This window comes from Arenimonas alkanexedens (assembly GCF_054781355.1).
Window position 1 is genome coordinate 416,064 of record NZ_BAAGUO010000001.1, and the last position, 14,313, is coordinate 430,376.

The 14,313-nt window shown below is 67.7% G+C and carries 16 protein-coding genes, 1 tRNA gene and 1 pseudogene; 17 read left to right on the forward strand and 1 reads right to left on the reverse strand.

Annotated features, from left to right (window positions below):
- Positions 1-52: 52 nt before the first annotated feature.
- The 17 genes and pseudogenes from ACYVGY_RS01905 to ACYVGY_RS01985 all read left to right on the forward strand — a co-directional run bounded on the left by ACYVGY_RS01905 (position 53) and on the right by ACYVGY_RS01985 (position 13,006).
- Positions 53-610, forward strand: a complete 558-nt coding sequence (locus tag ACYVGY_RS01905; protein ID WP_460456244.1) for a hypothetical protein — start codon at positions 53-55, stop codon at positions 608-610.
- Between the two features lie 110 nt (positions 611-720).
- Positions 721-2,490, forward strand: a complete 1,770-nt coding sequence (gene aspS, locus ACYVGY_RS01910) for an aspartate--tRNA ligase (RefSeq protein WP_460455794.1) — start codon at positions 721-723, stop codon at positions 2,488-2,490.
- Between the two features lie 29 nt (positions 2,491-2,519).
- Positions 2,520-3,119, forward strand: a complete 600-nt coding sequence (locus ACYVGY_RS01915) for a lipase family alpha/beta hydrolase (RefSeq protein ID WP_460456245.1) — start codon at positions 2,520-2,522, stop codon at positions 3,117-3,119.
- A 63-nt stretch (positions 3,120-3,182) separates the two neighbouring features.
- On the forward strand, positions 3,183-3,914 hold the full coding sequence (locus ACYVGY_RS01920; protein WP_460455795.1) for a YebC/PmpR family DNA-binding transcriptional regulator: 732 nt from the start codon (positions 3,183-3,185) through the stop codon (positions 3,912-3,914).
- Complete coding sequence (ruvC, locus tag ACYVGY_RS01925) at positions 3,911-4,438, forward strand: crossover junction endodeoxyribonuclease RuvC (RefSeq protein ID WP_460455796.1); 528 nt, start codon at positions 3,911-3,913, stop codon at positions 4,436-4,438. Before ACYVGY_RS01920 ends, ruvC begins: the two co-directional genes overlap by 4 nt.
- On the forward strand, positions 4,435-5,034 hold the full coding sequence (ruvA, locus tag ACYVGY_RS01930) for a Holliday junction branch migration protein RuvA (RefSeq protein WP_460455797.1): 600 nt from the start codon (positions 4,435-4,437) through the stop codon (positions 5,032-5,034). Before ruvC ends, ruvA begins: the two co-directional genes overlap by 4 nt.
- 103 nt (positions 5,035-5,137) lie before the next feature.
- A complete protein-coding gene (gene ruvB / locus ACYVGY_RS01935) occupies positions 5,138-6,169 on the forward strand; it encodes a Holliday junction branch migration DNA helicase RuvB (RefSeq protein WP_460455798.1) in 1,032 nt (343 codons plus the stop codon).
- The gene (gene ybgC / locus ACYVGY_RS01940; protein WP_460455799.1) at positions 6,166-6,567 is read left to right on the forward strand and encodes a tol-pal system-associated acyl-CoA thioesterase; all 402 of its coding nucleotides are present in this window, start codon (positions 6,166-6,168) and stop codon (positions 6,565-6,567) included. The genes ruvB and ybgC overlap by 4 nt, the downstream gene beginning before the upstream one ends.
- A gap of 15 nt (positions 6,568-6,582) precedes the next feature.
- The gene (gene tolQ / locus ACYVGY_RS01945; RefSeq protein ID WP_460455800.1) at positions 6,583-7,353 is read left to right on the forward strand and encodes a protein TolQ; all 771 of its coding nucleotides are present in this window, start codon (positions 6,583-6,585) and stop codon (positions 7,351-7,353) included.
- Positions 7,354-7,398: 45 nt separating this feature from the next.
- Positions 7,399-7,839: a protein TolR gene (gene tolR / locus ACYVGY_RS01950; protein ID WP_460455801.1), complete on the forward strand. Its 441-nt coding sequence runs from the start codon at positions 7,399-7,401 to the stop codon at positions 7,837-7,839.
- Positions 7,829-8,785 (forward strand): cell envelope integrity protein TolA, encoded by a 957-nt coding sequence (locus ACYVGY_RS01955; RefSeq protein ID WP_460455802.1) that lies wholly within the window; start codon positions 7,829-7,831, stop codon positions 8,783-8,785. The genes tolR and ACYVGY_RS01955 overlap by 11 nt, the downstream gene beginning before the upstream one ends.
- Complete coding sequence (gene tolB / locus ACYVGY_RS01960; RefSeq protein WP_460455803.1) at positions 8,782-10,092, forward strand: Tol-Pal system beta propeller repeat protein TolB; 1,311 nt, start codon at positions 8,782-8,784, stop codon at positions 10,090-10,092. Before ACYVGY_RS01955 ends, tolB begins: the two co-directional genes overlap by 4 nt.
- Before the next feature lie 65 nt (positions 10,093-10,157).
- Complete coding sequence (gene pal / locus ACYVGY_RS01965; RefSeq protein WP_460455804.1) at positions 10,158-10,661, forward strand: peptidoglycan-associated lipoprotein Pal; 504 nt, start codon at positions 10,158-10,160, stop codon at positions 10,659-10,661.
- Positions 10,662-10,664: 3 nt separating this feature from the next.
- On the forward strand, positions 10,665-11,468 hold the full coding sequence (ybgF, locus tag ACYVGY_RS01970) for a tol-pal system protein YbgF (RefSeq protein WP_460455805.1): 804 nt from the start codon (positions 10,665-10,667) through the stop codon (positions 11,466-11,468).
- 25 nt (positions 11,469-11,493) lie between these two features.
- A complete protein-coding gene (gene queE, locus ACYVGY_RS01975) occupies positions 11,494-12,150 on the forward strand; it encodes a 7-carboxy-7-deazaguanine synthase QueE (protein WP_460455806.1) in 657 nt (218 codons plus the stop codon).
- Positions 12,151-12,192: 42 nt separating this feature from the next.
- A pseudogene (gene queC, locus ACYVGY_RS01980) lies at positions 12,193-12,882 on the forward strand (7-cyano-7-deazaguanine synthase QueC); the annotation flags it as partial.
- 51 nt (positions 12,883-12,933) lie between these two features.
- Positions 12,934-13,006 (forward strand) — tRNA-Lys (locus ACYVGY_RS01985).
- A gap of 241 nt (positions 13,007-13,247) precedes the next feature.
- On the opposite strand, the gene ACYVGY_RS01990 is transcribed toward ACYVGY_RS01985, so the two are convergent.
- Complete coding sequence (locus ACYVGY_RS01990) at positions 13,248-14,291, reverse strand: lipid A deacylase LpxR family protein (RefSeq protein ID WP_460455807.1); 1,044 nt, start codon at positions 14,289-14,291, stop codon at positions 13,248-13,250.
- Positions 14,292-14,313: the final 22 nt, after the last annotated feature.

Below are 14,313 nucleotides of genomic sequence, written 5' to 3' on the forward strand. Positions count from 1 at the left end.
CGCCAATGACCGTGCCGCGCTCGGCCTGGCCGAGCCGCTGCCGCCGCCGGCCATGTCCGACCCGGCCGTGCAGGTCGCACCGGTGGATGCCTTCCTGGCGCGCATCGGCGACTACTGCGGCCAGGCGTTCGAAGGCCGCGTCCGGGTGGACACGCCGGCCAGCCCGGACGACGCCTTCAGCGGCAAGAAGCTGGTGATGCATGTGCGCGGCTGCGGCGCGGATGAGCTGCGCATTCCCTTCCACGTAGGTGAGGACCGCTCGCGCACCTGGGTGCTCACCCGCACCGCCAGCGGCCTGCGCCTCAAGCACGACCACCGCCACGAAGACGGCAGCTCCGACGCCGTCACCATGTACGGCGGCGACACCGCCGCGGCCGGCACCGCGGGTCGCCAGAGCTTCCCGGTGGACGCCGAATCGATCGCCAATTTCCAGCGCGAAGGCCTCACCGCCTCGCTCAACAACACCTGGGCGATGGAAATCGAGCCGGGCCAGATCTTCGTTTACGAGCTGTCGCGCCCCGGCGGCCGCCTGTTCCAGGTCGAGTTCGACCTCAGCCGCCCGGTCGCGGTACCGCCGGCGCCCTGGGGCAGCGAGACGCCCGCAGACTGAACCCGCGCCGCCTCCGAAACGCCGGTCGTTTGCCGGCGCAGGGCCCCCGGCCCTAAAATCCCGGGTCTTGCGCCGCCCGTCCGGGCCCGGCGTCACCCTTCGGAGCAAGCATGCGCAGCCATTTCTGCGGCCTCGTGGACGAGTCCATGATCGGCCAGACCGTCACCCTTTGCGGCTGGGCCGATGTTGCCCGCGACCTGGGTGGCCTGTGCTTTATTGACCTGCGCGACCACGAAGGCATCGTCCAGGTCGTGGCCGAGCCATCGGAAGACGCCGGCAATGCCGCCGTGGTGGCGGCCGCCGCCAAGGTCGGCTACGAGGACTGCCTGCGCATCACCGGGGTCGTGCGCGCTCGCCACGCCGTCAACGACAAGGTCCGCACGGGTCGGGTCGAAGTGCTTGCGACGCAGATCGAACTGCTCAACAAAGCCGAGCCGCTGCCCTTCCACGCCCACGAGAATGCGGGCGAGGACGTGCGCCTGAAGTACCGCTACCTCGACCTGCGCCGTCCCGAAATGCAGAAGATGATGCGCACGCGCACCAAGCTCGTGCAGGCGCTGCGCCGCTGGCTCGACGCGCGCGATTTCCAGGACATCGAGACGCCGATCCTGACCAAGGCCACGCCCGAGGGTGCACGCGACTTCCTGGTGCCGGCGCGCCTGCATCCGGGCGAGTTCTACGCGCTGCCGCAGTCGCCGCAGCTGTTCAAGCAGATCCTGATGGTGGCCGGCTTCGATCGCTACTACCAGATTGCGCGCTGCTTCCGCGACGAAGCCCTGCGCGCCGACCGCCAGCTCGAGTTCACCCAGCTGGACATGGAGTTCGCCTGGGTTCGCGAGGCCGACGTGCAGGACGCGGTGGAAGGCATGATCCGCGAGGTGTTCAAGGAAGTGATCGACGTCGAGCTCGACGCCAGCTTCCCGCGCCTGACCTGGGCCGAGGCCATGCGCCGCTTCGGCTCCGACAAGCCTGACCTGCGCAATCCGCTGGAGCTGGTCGACGTGGCCGAGCTCGTGAAGGCCTGCGAGTTCAAGGTATTCACCGACGCCGCCCACGATCCCGACGGCCGCGTCGCCGCGCTGCGCATCCCCGGCGGCGCGGCGCTCAGCCGCAAGCAGATAGACGAGTACGCCGCCCACGCCGCCAAGTACGGCGCCAAGGGCCTGGCCTATGCCAAGCTCGATGAGGCCGGCGCGGTCAATTCGCCGGTCGCCAAGTTCTTCGCCGAAGACGCCTTCGCGGCGCTGCTGGCGGCCACCGGCGCGCAGAAGGGCGACATCGTCTTCTTCGGCGCCGGCGCCTGGGGCAAGGTCAGCGACTTCATGGGCGCGGTGCGCCTGAAGGCCGGCAAGGACTTCAAGCTGGTGTCCAATGAGTGGAAGCCGCTTTGGGTTACCGACTTCCCGATGTTCGAATGGGACCCGGAGGCCGAGCGTTACGTGGCGCTGCACCATCCGTTCACCGCGCCGGCCATCGACGATATCGCCGAGCTCAAGGCCAACGCGCGCATCGCGGTGTCGCGCGGCTACGACATGGTGCTTAACGGCAACGAGATCGGCGGCGGTTCGATCCGTATCCACCGCCCCGACATGCAGAGCGCGGTGTTCGACCTGCTGGGGATCGAGGCCGAAGAGGCCGAGGCCAAGTTCGGCTTCCTGCTCGACGCGCTGCGTTTCGGCGCACCGCCGCACGGCGGCATCGCCTTCGGCATCGACCGCATCGCGGCGCTGATGGCCGGCACCGAGTCCATCCGTGACGTGATCGCCTTCCCGAAGACGACCACCGCGCAGTGCCTGATGACCGGCGCGCCGTCGGCGGTGCCCGAGGTGCAGCTGGCGGAAGTGCACGTGCGCGCCGTGCCCAAAGCGCCGGCCGCCTGAACCAGGCCGACGCCAGCGGCCACGTCGTCCTGCTCCACGGCGTGTGGATGCGCGGGCTGACGATGCTGCCGCTGGCGCGCCGCCTGCGGGCGCGCGGCTTCAGCACGGAAATCTTCGACTACGCCAGCCTGCTGCACGGTCCCGCGCCGTCGGTGGATCGCTTGGCCGCACGATTGTTGGCGCGGCCCGGAGGGCCGGTGCATCTGGTGGGCCACAGTCTCGGCGGCCTGGTGGCGCTGGAGACCGCATCGAGCTGGCATGGCCTGCCGCCCGGCCGGATCGTCTGCCTGGGCTCGCCGCTGGCGGGCAGCGGCGCCGCCCGCGGCATGGCGCGCAGCCATCTGGGCGGCCTGCTGGGGCGCAGCGCGCGGCTGCTCAAAAGTGGCCTCTACCAACTGCCGCAGGACCGAGAGGTCGGCGTGATCGCGGGCTCGCGGGCCTCGGGCATGGGCAAGCTGTTCGGCCGCTTCGAAGGACCCAACGACGGCACCGTGGCCGTCTGGGAGACCCGGCTGCCGGGATTGACCGACCATCGCGTGCTTCCGGTCAGCCACACCGGGATGATTTTCTCGACCGCCGTGGCGGCGCTGGTGGCCAGCTTCCTGGCCGACGGGCGCTTTCCTTCCTGACGCCGGCGTGGCGGTGCCGCGCCGGCCGTATAATCACCGCATCGCATCAAGAGGTTGGGTTCCATGGGCAGACTGATGGCCATCGAAGGGCGCAAGAACGCCCAGGACGCCAAGCGCGGCAAGGTCTTCACCAAGATCATCCGCGAGATTTCCACCGCCGCGCGGCTCGGTGGCGGCGATCCCAAGGGCAACCCGCGCCTGCGCGCCGCCGTCGACAAGGGTCTGTCGGTGAACATGTCTCGCGACGTGCTCGAGCGCGCTATCAAGAAGGCCACCGGCGAACTCGAGGGCGTCAGCTACGAGGAAATCCGCTACGAGGGCTACGCCCCCGGCGGCGTCGCGGTCATCGTCGACTGCCTGACCGACAACAAGGTGCGCACCGTCGCTGACGTGCGGCACGCCTTCAACAAGTGCGGCGGCAATCTCGGTACCGACGGCTCGGTCGCCTTCATGTTCAAGAAGCTTGGCGTGCTCAGCTTCGGTCCCGGCAGCAGTGAGGACGCGATCACCGAGGCCGCGATCGAGGCCGGCGCCGACGACGTCGCCGCCTATCCCGACGAAGGCCTGGTGGAAGTGCTGTGCGCGGCCGAGTCGTTCGAGACGGTGAAGTCCGCCATGGTCGCCGCCGGCTTCACGCCGATCGAGGCCGAAGTGACGATGCGCGCCGACAACGACATCCACGTCGAAGGCGAGGTCGCCCTGCAGGTGAAGAAGATGCTCGACATGCTCGAGGACCTCGACGACGTGCAGAGTGTCCACTCCAACGCCGACCTGGGCGACGTCGCCTACTCGTGATCCGCATTCTTGGCATTGACCCGGGTTCGCAGCGCACCGGCATCGGTCTGGTCGACGTGGACGCCGCGGGCAAGTGCAGCTATGTGCACTGCCAGGCCCTGAACCTGCTGGTGGACACCGAAGACTTCCCGGCGCGTCTGGGCAAGCTGGTGTTCGAGCTGGAGGCCGTGCTGGAAACCTGGCAGCCAACGGTGGTCGCGATCGAGTCGGTATTCATGGACAAATCGGCCACCTCGGCGCTCAAGCTGGGGCATGCGCGCGGTGCCGCCATCGCCACCGTGGTGCGCCGCGGGCTGAAGGTAAGCGAATACGCGCCCCGGCTGATCAAGCAATCCCTGGTCGGCAGCGGCGCGGCGGACAAGACCCAGGTCCAGCACATGGTGCGCCTGCTGCTGGCGCTGGGCGACACGAAGCTCCAGGCCGATGCCGCCGATGCCCTGGCGGTCGCACTCACCCACGCCCACACCAGCGCAACCGCCGGCCGCACCGGTCTGTCCAGCGCCTTGCTTCGGAGACGTCGATGATCGGCCGCCTGAAAGGAATACTTGTCTACAAGGCGCCGCCGGCGCTGATGGTGGATGTGGGCGGCGTCGGCTACGAGCTGTCGGCGCCGATGAGCACCTTCTACGACCTGCCCGAAGTGGGGCGTGAGGTGACGCTGTTCACCCACTACGCGGTGAAGGAGGACGGCGTGGCGCTGTTTGGCTTCCTGACCGAATCCGAACGCCGGCTGTTCCGCGAGGTGCAGAAGGTCACCGGCGTCGGCGCCAAGATCGCGCTGGCGGTGCTGTCGGGCGCCAGCGTCGACGATTTCGCGCGATTGGTGCAGTCCGGCGATATCACCGCGCTGTGCCGCATTCCCGGTATCGGCAAGAAGACCGCCGAGCGCATGGTGGTCGAGCTACGCGACCGCGCCGCTGATTTCGCAGGCGGCGGCATCGCCGTCGTCACCGGCAGGGGCGGCGCGGTGCCGGCTGATCCGGTGGCCGAGGCAAGCGTTGCGCTCACCCAGCTCGGCTACAAGCCGGCCGAAGTCCAGCGCATGCTCAAGCAGGCCGAGCCCGGCGACAGCGCCGAAGGCATCATCCGCAAAGCCCTGCGCTCCGTCCTGCGCGGCTGACCCCTGGTCTGGTGTAGGAGGGCCTTCAGGCCCGAAGCTTTTGGGCGAAGGGCTTCGGGCCTGAAGGCCCTCCTACAGCGTTTCCCTGACATAATCGGTGGCCATGGAAGACACGCGCGTCATCGCCCCCGCCGCCACCCGCGAAGACGACCTGGCCGAGGCCAGCATCCGGCCCAAGCGGCTGGACGACTACCTGGGCCAGCAGCCCGTCCGCGAGCAGCTCAAGATCGCCATCGAGGCCGCCAAGGGCCGCGGCGAGGCCATGGATCACGTGCTCATCTTCGGGCCGCCCGGCCTGGGCAAGACCACGCTCAGCCACGTCATCGCCAACGAGCTTGGCGTGAACCTGCGCACCACCTCCGGTCCGGTGATCGAGCGCGCCGGCGATCTCGCGGCGCTGCTGACCAACCTGCAGCCGCACGACGTGCTGTTCGTGGACGAGATCCATCGCCTGTCGCCGATCGTCGAGGAAGTGCTGTATCCGGCGATGGAGGACTACCAGATCGACATCATGATCGGCGAAGGGCCCGCGGCCCGCTCGATCAAGCTTGATCTGCCGCCTTTTACCCTGATCGGCGCCACCACCCGCGCCGGGCTGCTGACCGCGCCGCTGCGCGATCGCTTCGGCATCGTCCAGCGGCTCGAGTTCTACAGCGCCGAAGAGCTGACCCGGATCGTCCGTCGCTCTGCGACGATCCTGGGCATCGAGTGCGCCGCCGATGGCGCCGCCGAGATCGCCCGCCGCGCCCGCGGCACGCCGCGCATCGCCAACCGCCTGCTGCGCCGCGTGCGTGACTTCGCCCAGGTCCGGGCCAGCGGCATCATCACCCGCCCGGTGGCCGACGAGGCCCTGGCCATGCTCCAGGTGGACGCCGAGGGCTTCGACACCCTCGACCGCCGGATGCTGTCGATGATCATTGAGAACTTCGACGGCGGCCCGGTCGGCGTCGAGTCGCTGGCCGCCGCGCTGAGCGAGGAGCGCGGCACCCTCGAGGACGTCATCGAACCCTACCTGATCCAGCAGGGCTACCTGGTCCGCAGTGCCCGGGGCCGCATGGTCACGCACAAGGCCTACACCCATCTGGGCCTCAAGCCGCCCCGAAAACCGGTGCCGCCCGACCTCTTCGAGCCATGACCGGCAATCCGTTCAGCTTCCCGATAAGGGTTTACTGGGAGGATACCGATGCCGGTGGGGTCGTTTATCACGCCAGCTACGTGCGGTTCCTCGAACGCGCCCGGACCGAATGGCTCCGGGCGAAGGGAATCGGGCAGCAGGATCTGCGCGAAAGCCAGGACCTGGTGCTCGTGGTCCGCGCGATGGACCTCGATTTCCACAAACCCGCCCGGCTCGATGACGAACTGCTCGCCAGCGTCGTCGTTACCGAGCGGCGAAATGCCAGCCTGCTGATCGAGCAGGTGATTTCCCGGGGCAGCCAGACCCTGGTCCGCGCGAACGTGCGCGTGGCCTGCCTGGTGGCCTCCAGTTTCCGCCCACGCGCCTTGCCCGAATGGCTGGCCGTGGATTCCACGTAGCCCGGAGCTCAACCGATGTCGTACCCGAACGCCCTGATCCTCGCCGCCGCCCCGGTGACCGAGCTCCCGACCGAGGCGTTGCCCGCCGCGGTGGACGCGGCCGCGGCGAGCGGAGGCATCAATTACCTCCAGCTGATGCTGCACGCCAGCTGGCCGGTGCAGCTGATCGTACTGTTGCTGCTGCTGGGCTCGGTGCTGAGCTGGGTGATCATTTTCCGCAAGAACCGCATCTACGGCCGCGCCGCTGACGACGCCGACGAGTTCGAGACCCGCTTCTGGTCCGGCGTCGACCTGACCCAGCTCTATCGTTCGGCCACCGACCGCAACCGCATCGTCGCCGGACTGGAGGCGATCTTCGAGGCCGGTTTCCGTGAGTACGCGCGCCTGCGCCAGAAGAAAGGCCTGGACTCGCGCACCCAGCTCGAAGGCGCCCAGCGCGCCATGCGCGCGACCTATGCGCGCGAAGTCGATCGCCTCGAACACAACCTCGAACTGCTCGCCAACATCGGCTCCACCGCGCCCTACGTGGGCCTGGTCGGCACCGTGTTCGGCATCATGGTGACCATGCACGGCCTGTCCACGCAGCAGAGCGCCTCGATCGCAGCGGTCGCGCCGGGCATTTCCGAGGCACTGTTCGCCACCGCCATCGGCCTGTTCGTGGCGATCCCGGCGGTCTGGGCCTACAACCGCTTCGCCACCAAGGTCGAGCGCCTGTCGGTGCGCTATGAATCCTTCGCCGAGGAGTTTTCCTCGATCCTGCAGCGCCAGTCCCACGTCGAAGAATAAGCGGCTAGCCCCGTTTCCTTCGACCATACGTTGAGAGCTGACGCCATGTCCGCCACCATCACCCGCCACCGCAAGCGCCGCAAGCTCAAGGCCGACATCAACGTCGTGCCTTACATCGACGTGATGCTGGTGCTGCTGATCATCTTCATGGTCACCGCGCCGCTGCTTAGCCTGGGCGTTGACGTGGAGCTGCCGCAGGCGCGCGCCAAGCCGATCGAGCAGCAGAAGGAGCCCGTGATCGTCTCCGTGACGGCCGACGGCGCCTATACGCTCAAGCTCGAGGGTGGCGCCAACGAACCGATTGACGCCACCACGCTGCAGGCCAAGGTCTCTGCCTTCGTGCGCGCCAATCCCGATGTGCCGGTGTTCGTTGCCGGTGCGCGCGATGCCGACTACTCCACTGTTTTCGACACGATGGTGCTGCTGCAGCAGGCCGGCGTGCCGCGTGTGGGCCTGATGGGACAGCCGCCGGAAAATGCACGCTGACACCCTCCGCCTCAACCAGGACTACGACGACACCCTGGTGCCCGTCGGCATGGCGATTGCCATGCACGTGGCCCTGGCGCTGTTGCTGCTGGTCGCAGGCTGGTGGCAGCCGGCGCCGCAGGTGATTTCCGTCGCCGGCCCGGTGGTCCAGGCCTCGCTGGTGGTGTCGCCGTCCGACGTCGTCGCCGCCGAGAAAGCGGCCGCCGACGCGCCCAAGCCGACGCCGCCCGCGCCGGTGGAAGCCGCGCCACCGCCGCAGCCGCTGCCGGCCCCGCAGCCGCAGGACGCGCCCGAGGAGATCCAGCAGGCGCCGCAGGAGCGAATCCAGGAACCGTCGCCGATCGACCAGGACGCCGTCGCGCGCCTGGCGCTTGAGCAGGAACAGGCCCGCGAGCGCGAGGAGCAGGAAGCCAAGCGCCGCCAGGAACAGGTCGACCTGACGGAGCGTCAGCGCCAGGAAGAAGTCGAGCGCCGCCAGCGCCTGCGCGAACAGCAGCTGGCCCAGCTGGCCGAGATCCGCAAGCAGCGCGAGGACGCCGAGCGCCGCACCAAGATGGAAGAGCAGCGCCTGCAGCAGTTGGCCGACCGCGATGCCGCCCCGGCCGAACGGCCGGCCCCGGCGCCGGCCCAGCCTGCCGGCGGCAATAACGGCGTGGATACCGACCTGGCCGCGAAGTACGCCCTGGCCATGCTCCAGACCGCCGAGATGAACTGGAACCGTTCCCTGGCCCCGGAGCGCACGCCCTGCAAGGTCCGCTTCACCCAGATCCCGGGCGGCGAGATCATTGACGTCAGCTTCCTGTCCTGCGGCTTCGACGCCCAGGCCCGGGAATCGGTCGAACGCGCCCTGCGTCGTTCGCCCATGCCCTACGCCGGCTTCGAGCCGGTCTTCAAGCGCCAGATCGACCTGACTTTCTGCTACCCCCAAGAGGCCTGCCCACGATGAGACGCTTCCTTTCCTTCCTGGCGCTCGCGCTGCTGTTGCCCGTCGGACTCGCCCAGGCCCAAGGCCTGGACATCGGCATGGTGCAGGGCCGCGACGGCGCCCTGCCCATCACCGTGGTGCCCATGCCCTATCTGGGCACCAGCGTGGCGCCCGACACCGACATCGCCGCGGTCATCCGCGCCGACCTCAATCGCTCTGGCCAGTTCAATGCCCTGAGCGAACAGGACGTGATTGAAAAGCCGATCCGCGGCGCTGAGATCAAGTTCCCGACCTGGCGTGTGCTCAAGCAGGATTTCATCGTCGTCGGCCGGGTGCTGGACAACACTGACGGCGGCTACCGGGTCGAATACGAGCTTTACGACGTCGCCAAGCAGGAGCGCATGCTCGGCCTGGCCGTCGGTGGTCGTGCCCGCGGCATGCGCGATGTGTCGCACCAGATCGCCGACCAGGTGTACGAGAAGATCCTCGGGGTCCGCGGCGCATTCTGGACCCGCATCGCCTATGTGACCGCCAACGGCCTGGGCGGCAACACCCAGTACGCACTGATGGTCGCGGATTCCGACGGCTTCAACCCGCAGACGGTGGTGAAGTCGCGCGAGCCCCTGCTGTCGCCGTCCTGGAGCCCGGATGGCCGCAAGCTGGCCTACGTCAGCTTCGAGCGCGGCAACTCGACCATCTACGTGCAGGAAATCACCACCGGTGCGCGCGAGGTGCTGGCGAGCTTCAAGGGCATCAACGGCGCGCCCTCGTTCTCGCCGGACGGCCGCCGCCTGGCCCTGACCCTTTCCCGCAGCGGCAACCCCGAGATCTACGTCATGGACCTGGCCAGCAAGCAGCTGACCCAGATCACCCGCCACTACGGCATCGACACCGAGGCGGTGTGGACCGCCGACGGCCAGAATCTGGTCTTCACTTCGGACCGGGCCGGCAAGCCGCAGCTCTATCAGGTGCCCGCGGCCGGCGGCGACGCGACCCGGCTCAGCTTCCAGGGGGATTCCAACGCCAAGGCCAGTATTTCCTTTGACGGCAAGAAGATAGCTATGGCGCAGGGCAGTGGAAACGTTTATCGTATTGCCGTTCTAGACCGCAGTTTTGGCGGGGCAGGGCGTTGGCAGACGCTGTCGCCGGGTAACCTCGACGAGTCGCCCAGTTTTGCCCCGAACGCCAGCATGCTGCTCTATGCGACCAAGGAAGGTAGGCGCGGAGTGCTGTTCGCAGTGTCCGCGGACGGCAGTGTGCGACAGCGTTTGGTGTTGGCCGATGGTGACGTCCGGGAGCCCGCCTGGTCACCGTTCAGGCAGAGATAAGGTAGGACGGGCCCAGACGTAGCAAGCTATTACCCCTGTAATCCAAATAATAAGAGGCTTCCCAAATGAACATGACCACCCGCGTGCTGCTCGCCGCTTCGATCACCGTCGCCCTCGCCGCTTGCACCAAGAAGACCGACGTCGTCGAAGACACCGTCACCCAGACCCCGACTGTGACTCAGCCGGTGTCCGATGGCCGTTACTCTCCGTCCGACCTCGACACCGATTCCTGCCTGCGCCAGCGCACCGTGTACTTCGACTTCGACCAGGACACCCTGCGTCCGGAGTTCCAGGCCATCATGGCCTGCCACGCCAAGTACCTGAATGATCGCCAGGAGTCGCGCATCACCCTCGAAGGCAATGCCGACGAGCGTGGTACCCGTGAGTACAACCTGGGTCTCGGCGAGCGCCGCGGCAACGCCGTTTCCGGCGCCCTGCAGGGTGCGGGTGGTTCGGCCGGCCAGCTCACCGTCGTTTCCTACGGTGAAGAGCGTCCGACCTGCAACGACACCAGCGAGACCTGCTGGCAGCAGAATCGCCGCGTCGAAATCGTCTACACCGCGAAGTAAGCGATGGGACTTCAGCGCATCCTTTGCGTTGTGACCGTGGTGGCGGCCCTTGTGGCCGCCACTCCGGCCGCTGCCCAGCGACTGAGTCTTGGCGAGCGCGTGACCCTGCTCGAGAACAAGGCGAACGTCGAGAATCAGGCGGCGGTACAGGGCAACATCGAGGCCCAGAACCGCATCGTGCAGCTCCAGACCGAAGTGCAGTCGCTGCGCAACGTGGTCGAGAAACTGCAGAACGAAATCGAACAGCTCAAGCAAACCAATCGCCAGCAGTACCTTGACCTTGACGGCCGCCTTGGCCGCCTGGAAGGTTCGCCTGCGGCGGCAAGCTCAGCACCCCCCCAGAATTCCGTCGACGCGCCGGCTGCCGTGGCCTCCACGTCGCCGCCGTCCGTCGATGCCGCCCCGGCCCTTGATCCGGCCGCCGAGGAAGCTGCCTACCAGGCCGCCCTCGACGCGTTGGTCGAACGTTTCGAGGCCGGCGAGTCCGCACGCCTGTTCCTGGCCTTCCTGCGCGACTATCCGACCAGTGCGCTGGTGCCCAACGCCTATTACTGGCTGGGCGAAAGCTACTACGTCACCCAAAACTACGATCTCGCGCTCGAAGCCTTCCAGACCCTGCTTACCCAGCATGCCGGCTCGCGCAAGGAAGCCGACGCGCTGCTCAAGCTGGCCTACTGCCAGGTCGCCATGGGTCAGCGCGCTGCAGGCGAAGCCTCGCTGCGCCAGGTATCCGATCGCTTCGCCGGCACCGATGCCGCGGGCAAGGCCGAAAGCCGCCTGCGCACGCTCGCCCTCGAAAACCGCTGATCCCGGCTCCGCGCCGGCGCCCGCTATGGAAACGACGGCCGCCGAGCGCCTGCGCCTGACCGAAATTTTCCTGTCCGTGCAGGGCGAGGCCCGCGCGGTCGGCTGGCCCACGGTGTTCGTGCGACTGACCGGCTGCCCGCTGCGCTGCCAGTACTGCGACACCGCCTATGCCTTCCACGGCGGTGAGTGGTGGGAAATCGACACCATCCTGGCCGAAGTTGCGCGCCACGGCGTCCGCCACGTCTGCGTCACCGGGGGCGAGCCGCTGTCCCAGAAGCGCTGCCTGACCCTGCTCCATGCGCTCTGCGAAGCTGGCTACGAAGTGTCCTTGGAAACCTCGGGCGCGATTGATATCGCCGGCGTCGACCCGCGCGTTAGCCGCGTGGTCGACCTCAAGACCCCCGGTTCGAAGGAAATGCATCGCAACCTGCTGGCGAACCTGCCGCTTCTGACCGCGCACGACCAGGTCAAATTCGTGATCTGCGATCGCGCCGACTACGAATGGGCCCGCGACATGGTCGCCGAACATGCCCTCGATAGCCGCTGCGACGTACTTTTTTCGCCCAGCCAGGCGGAGCTTGCCCCGCGCGAACTCGCCGACTGGATCATCGCCGACCGCCTGCCGGTCCGTTTCCAGCTTCAGCTGCACAAGGTGCTCTGGGGCGATACGCCCGGCAGGTAGTCTGCTTGCCCGCGGCCATCCGCGGCGGAACACGCTCTTGGTGATTGCATGACGACTCAAAAACGAAAGGCAGTGGTGCTGGTGTCCGGCGGTATGGACTCGGCGGTGGTTTTGGCGATGGCGCGCGAGCAGGGCTTTGAATGCCACGCGCTTAGCGTCTCCTACGGGCAGCGCCATACTTCCGAGTTGGCGGCGGCGGCAGAGCTGGCCGCGCTGCACGGCGCCGTGCACAAGGTGGTGACCGTGGACCTGCGCAGCATCGGCGGGTCCGCGCTCACCGCCGACATCGATGTACCCGAGGCCGCCGCCGACGGTATTCCCGTCACCTACGTGCCGGCACGCAACACCATCATGCTGTCGATCGCGCTGGGCTGGGCCGAAGTGCTGGGCGCGGACGACCTGTTCTGCGGCGTCAACGCGGTCGACTATTCGGGCTACCCGGACTGCCGGCCCGAGTTCATCGCGTCCTTCGAGCGCCTGGCCAACCTCGCCACCAAGGCGGGCGTTGAAGGCCATGCCCTGCGCGTGCACGCGCCGCTGATGCGGATGTCCAAGGCCGATATCGCGCGCGAAGGCGCGCGGCTCGGCGTTGACTTCTCTCGCACGGTGTCCTGCTACCAGGCCGACGCCCGGGGCGACGCCTGCGGACGCTGCGATGCCTGCCGGCTCCGGGCCGAGGGATTCGCCGCCGCCGGTCTGCCCGATCCCACGCGCTACGCCTCGCGCGCCTGATGGGTTAGAATTGTCGCCCTGCCCGCCGGCAAGTCGCGCGCAGGTTTCGTTGGGCCGTTAGCTCAGTTGGTAGAGCAGAAGACTTTTAATCTTTTGGTCGATGGTTCGAATCCATCACGGCCCACATTCTTCAACCGCTCTCGCGTTTGAAGAATCCCATGATCCTCACGCGCTGCGCGCGCTCGTATCGTGGGCCCCGGTGCTCGCTTCCGATCCCCGCGCCTGTCGGCGCGCCCCCTTGCCAAGGGGGCTCCGTAGCCCGTGCCTTCTCGCTTTGGAGCTAAAGATTGGGGCAGCGTGACTTTCAGAAAAAGGGGTCAGTGTCCTTTTCTGTTTCAAACAGAAAAGGACACTGACCCCTTTTTTCAGAAGGCGCGGGAGAAGGTTAGGGTGCCGAAGGTGGGGAGTTCGGGCTGGCCTTCGAATTCGCGCGTGCGGCGGACGTGGGTGGCGGTGAACTTCCACGGGCCCCGGGTAACGGCGACGCCCAGCACCAGGTCGGCGACGGCGTTCTTGCGCTCGACCGAATGGCTGTCTTTCCAGGTGTTGCCGTCGAGCGTGATGTCATTGCCGACCCAACGCGCGTCCAGCGCGATGAAGCCATGCCAGCGAATCGCCTGCACGTTCTCGTCGCGCGCGCCGGGCGCGGCGTTGTCGCCGGCCAAACGCAGCGGATTGGAGCCGAAGTCGTCGGGCAAGTGCTTGCCGAAGCGCAGTTCCGCGCCTCCGTTGACGTAGGACGTCAGGTTGCCAAGGGCAGCGCCGACGTGGCCGATCGCATCCCAGCGCCAGCCGCCGTCGGTGACGGCGAAGTCGCGGCGCCACAGCTGCTGATGTGCCAGCTGTACCACCACCTCATCACGCACCTGGTTGTCCCAGCCCTTGAAGCGCGGGCGGCCGAACCACTGGTGCAGCGCGTCCTGGCCCATCTCCGCCTGTGCCGACGGGCCGGCCATGCCCAGCCGCAGCTGGGTGGTGCCCAGACGGTTGCCGGTACGCGCGTTCAGCGCCAGCCCGAGGGTGGCCACGCCGGCGTAGGGGCGGTCGTCCAGGATCAGGTCGGCGCGCGTGCCGTCCGTGGGCGTGTAGGTGCCATGGTGGAAATCGAGCACCAGGTTGTTCTGTTCGCCTTCCGGCAACAGCCAGCCCAGCAGGCGGCCGGCGATGCGAGCCGGGGCCGGAAGGCAGTCGGCGTCGTAGCGGTCGACGTTGGGTGAGACGTAGGCGACCAGGAAGCCATTGGTATAGCCCTGGTCCTGACGCTCGCGCCCGTAGAGGTCGTTGTCCGAACGCAGCAGCCAGGTCGCGCGATCCTCGCCCGCGGTGTCGGGCGCGGCGCATGCCGCCTGGGCGAGGGCGGGGAAGATCAGCAGAAGGGCGGTGGCCAGGGCCGGGATGCGGACAGTCATGACGCTCGGGCTTTGAAGGGAG

Coding starts and splice junctions, on each gene's coding strand:
- tolQ (WP_460455800.1), top strand. CDS start 6,583: ATGTCGTACCCGAACGCCCTGATCCTCGCCGCCGCCCCGGTGACCGAG.
- aspS (WP_460455794.1), top strand. CDS start 721: ATGCGCAGCCATTTCTGCGGCCTCGTGGACGAGTCCATGATCGGCCAG.
- ACYVGY_RS01920 (WP_460455795.1), top strand. CDS start 3,183: ATGGGCAGACTGATGGCCATCGAAGGGCGCAAGAACGCCCAGGACGCC.
- ACYVGY_RS01905 (WP_460456244.1), top strand. CDS start 53: ATGTCCGACCCGGCCGTGCAGGTCGCACCGGTGGATGCCTTCCTGGCG.
- ybgC (WP_460455799.1), top strand. CDS start 6,166: ATGACCGGCAATCCGTTCAGCTTCCCGATAAGGGTTTACTGGGAGGAT.
- tolB (WP_460455803.1), top strand. CDS start 8,782: ATGAGACGCTTCCTTTCCTTCCTGGCGCTCGCGCTGCTGTTGCCCGTC.
- ruvB (WP_460455798.1), top strand. CDS start 5,138: ATGGAAGACACGCGCGTCATCGCCCCCGCCGCCACCCGCGAAGACGAC.
- ruvA (WP_460455797.1), top strand. CDS start 4,435: ATGATCGGCCGCCTGAAAGGAATACTTGTCTACAAGGCGCCGCCGGCG.
- pal (WP_460455804.1), top strand. CDS start 10,158: ATGAACATGACCACCCGCGTGCTGCTCGCCGCTTCGATCACCGTCGCC.
- queE (WP_460455806.1), top strand. CDS start 11,494: ATGGAAACGACGGCCGCCGAGCGCCTGCGCCTGACCGAAATTTTCCTG.
- ACYVGY_RS01955 (WP_460455802.1), top strand. CDS start 7,829: ATGCACGCTGACACCCTCCGCCTCAACCAGGACTACGACGACACCCTG.
- tolR (WP_460455801.1), top strand. CDS start 7,399: ATGTCCGCCACCATCACCCGCCACCGCAAGCGCCGCAAGCTCAAGGCC.
- ACYVGY_RS01990 (WP_460455807.1), bottom strand. CDS start 14,291: ATGACTGTCCGCATCCCGGCCCTGGCCACCGCCCTTCTGCTGATCTTC.
- ybgF (WP_460455805.1), top strand. CDS start 10,665: ATGGGACTTCAGCGCATCCTTTGCGTTGTGACCGTGGTGGCGGCCCTT.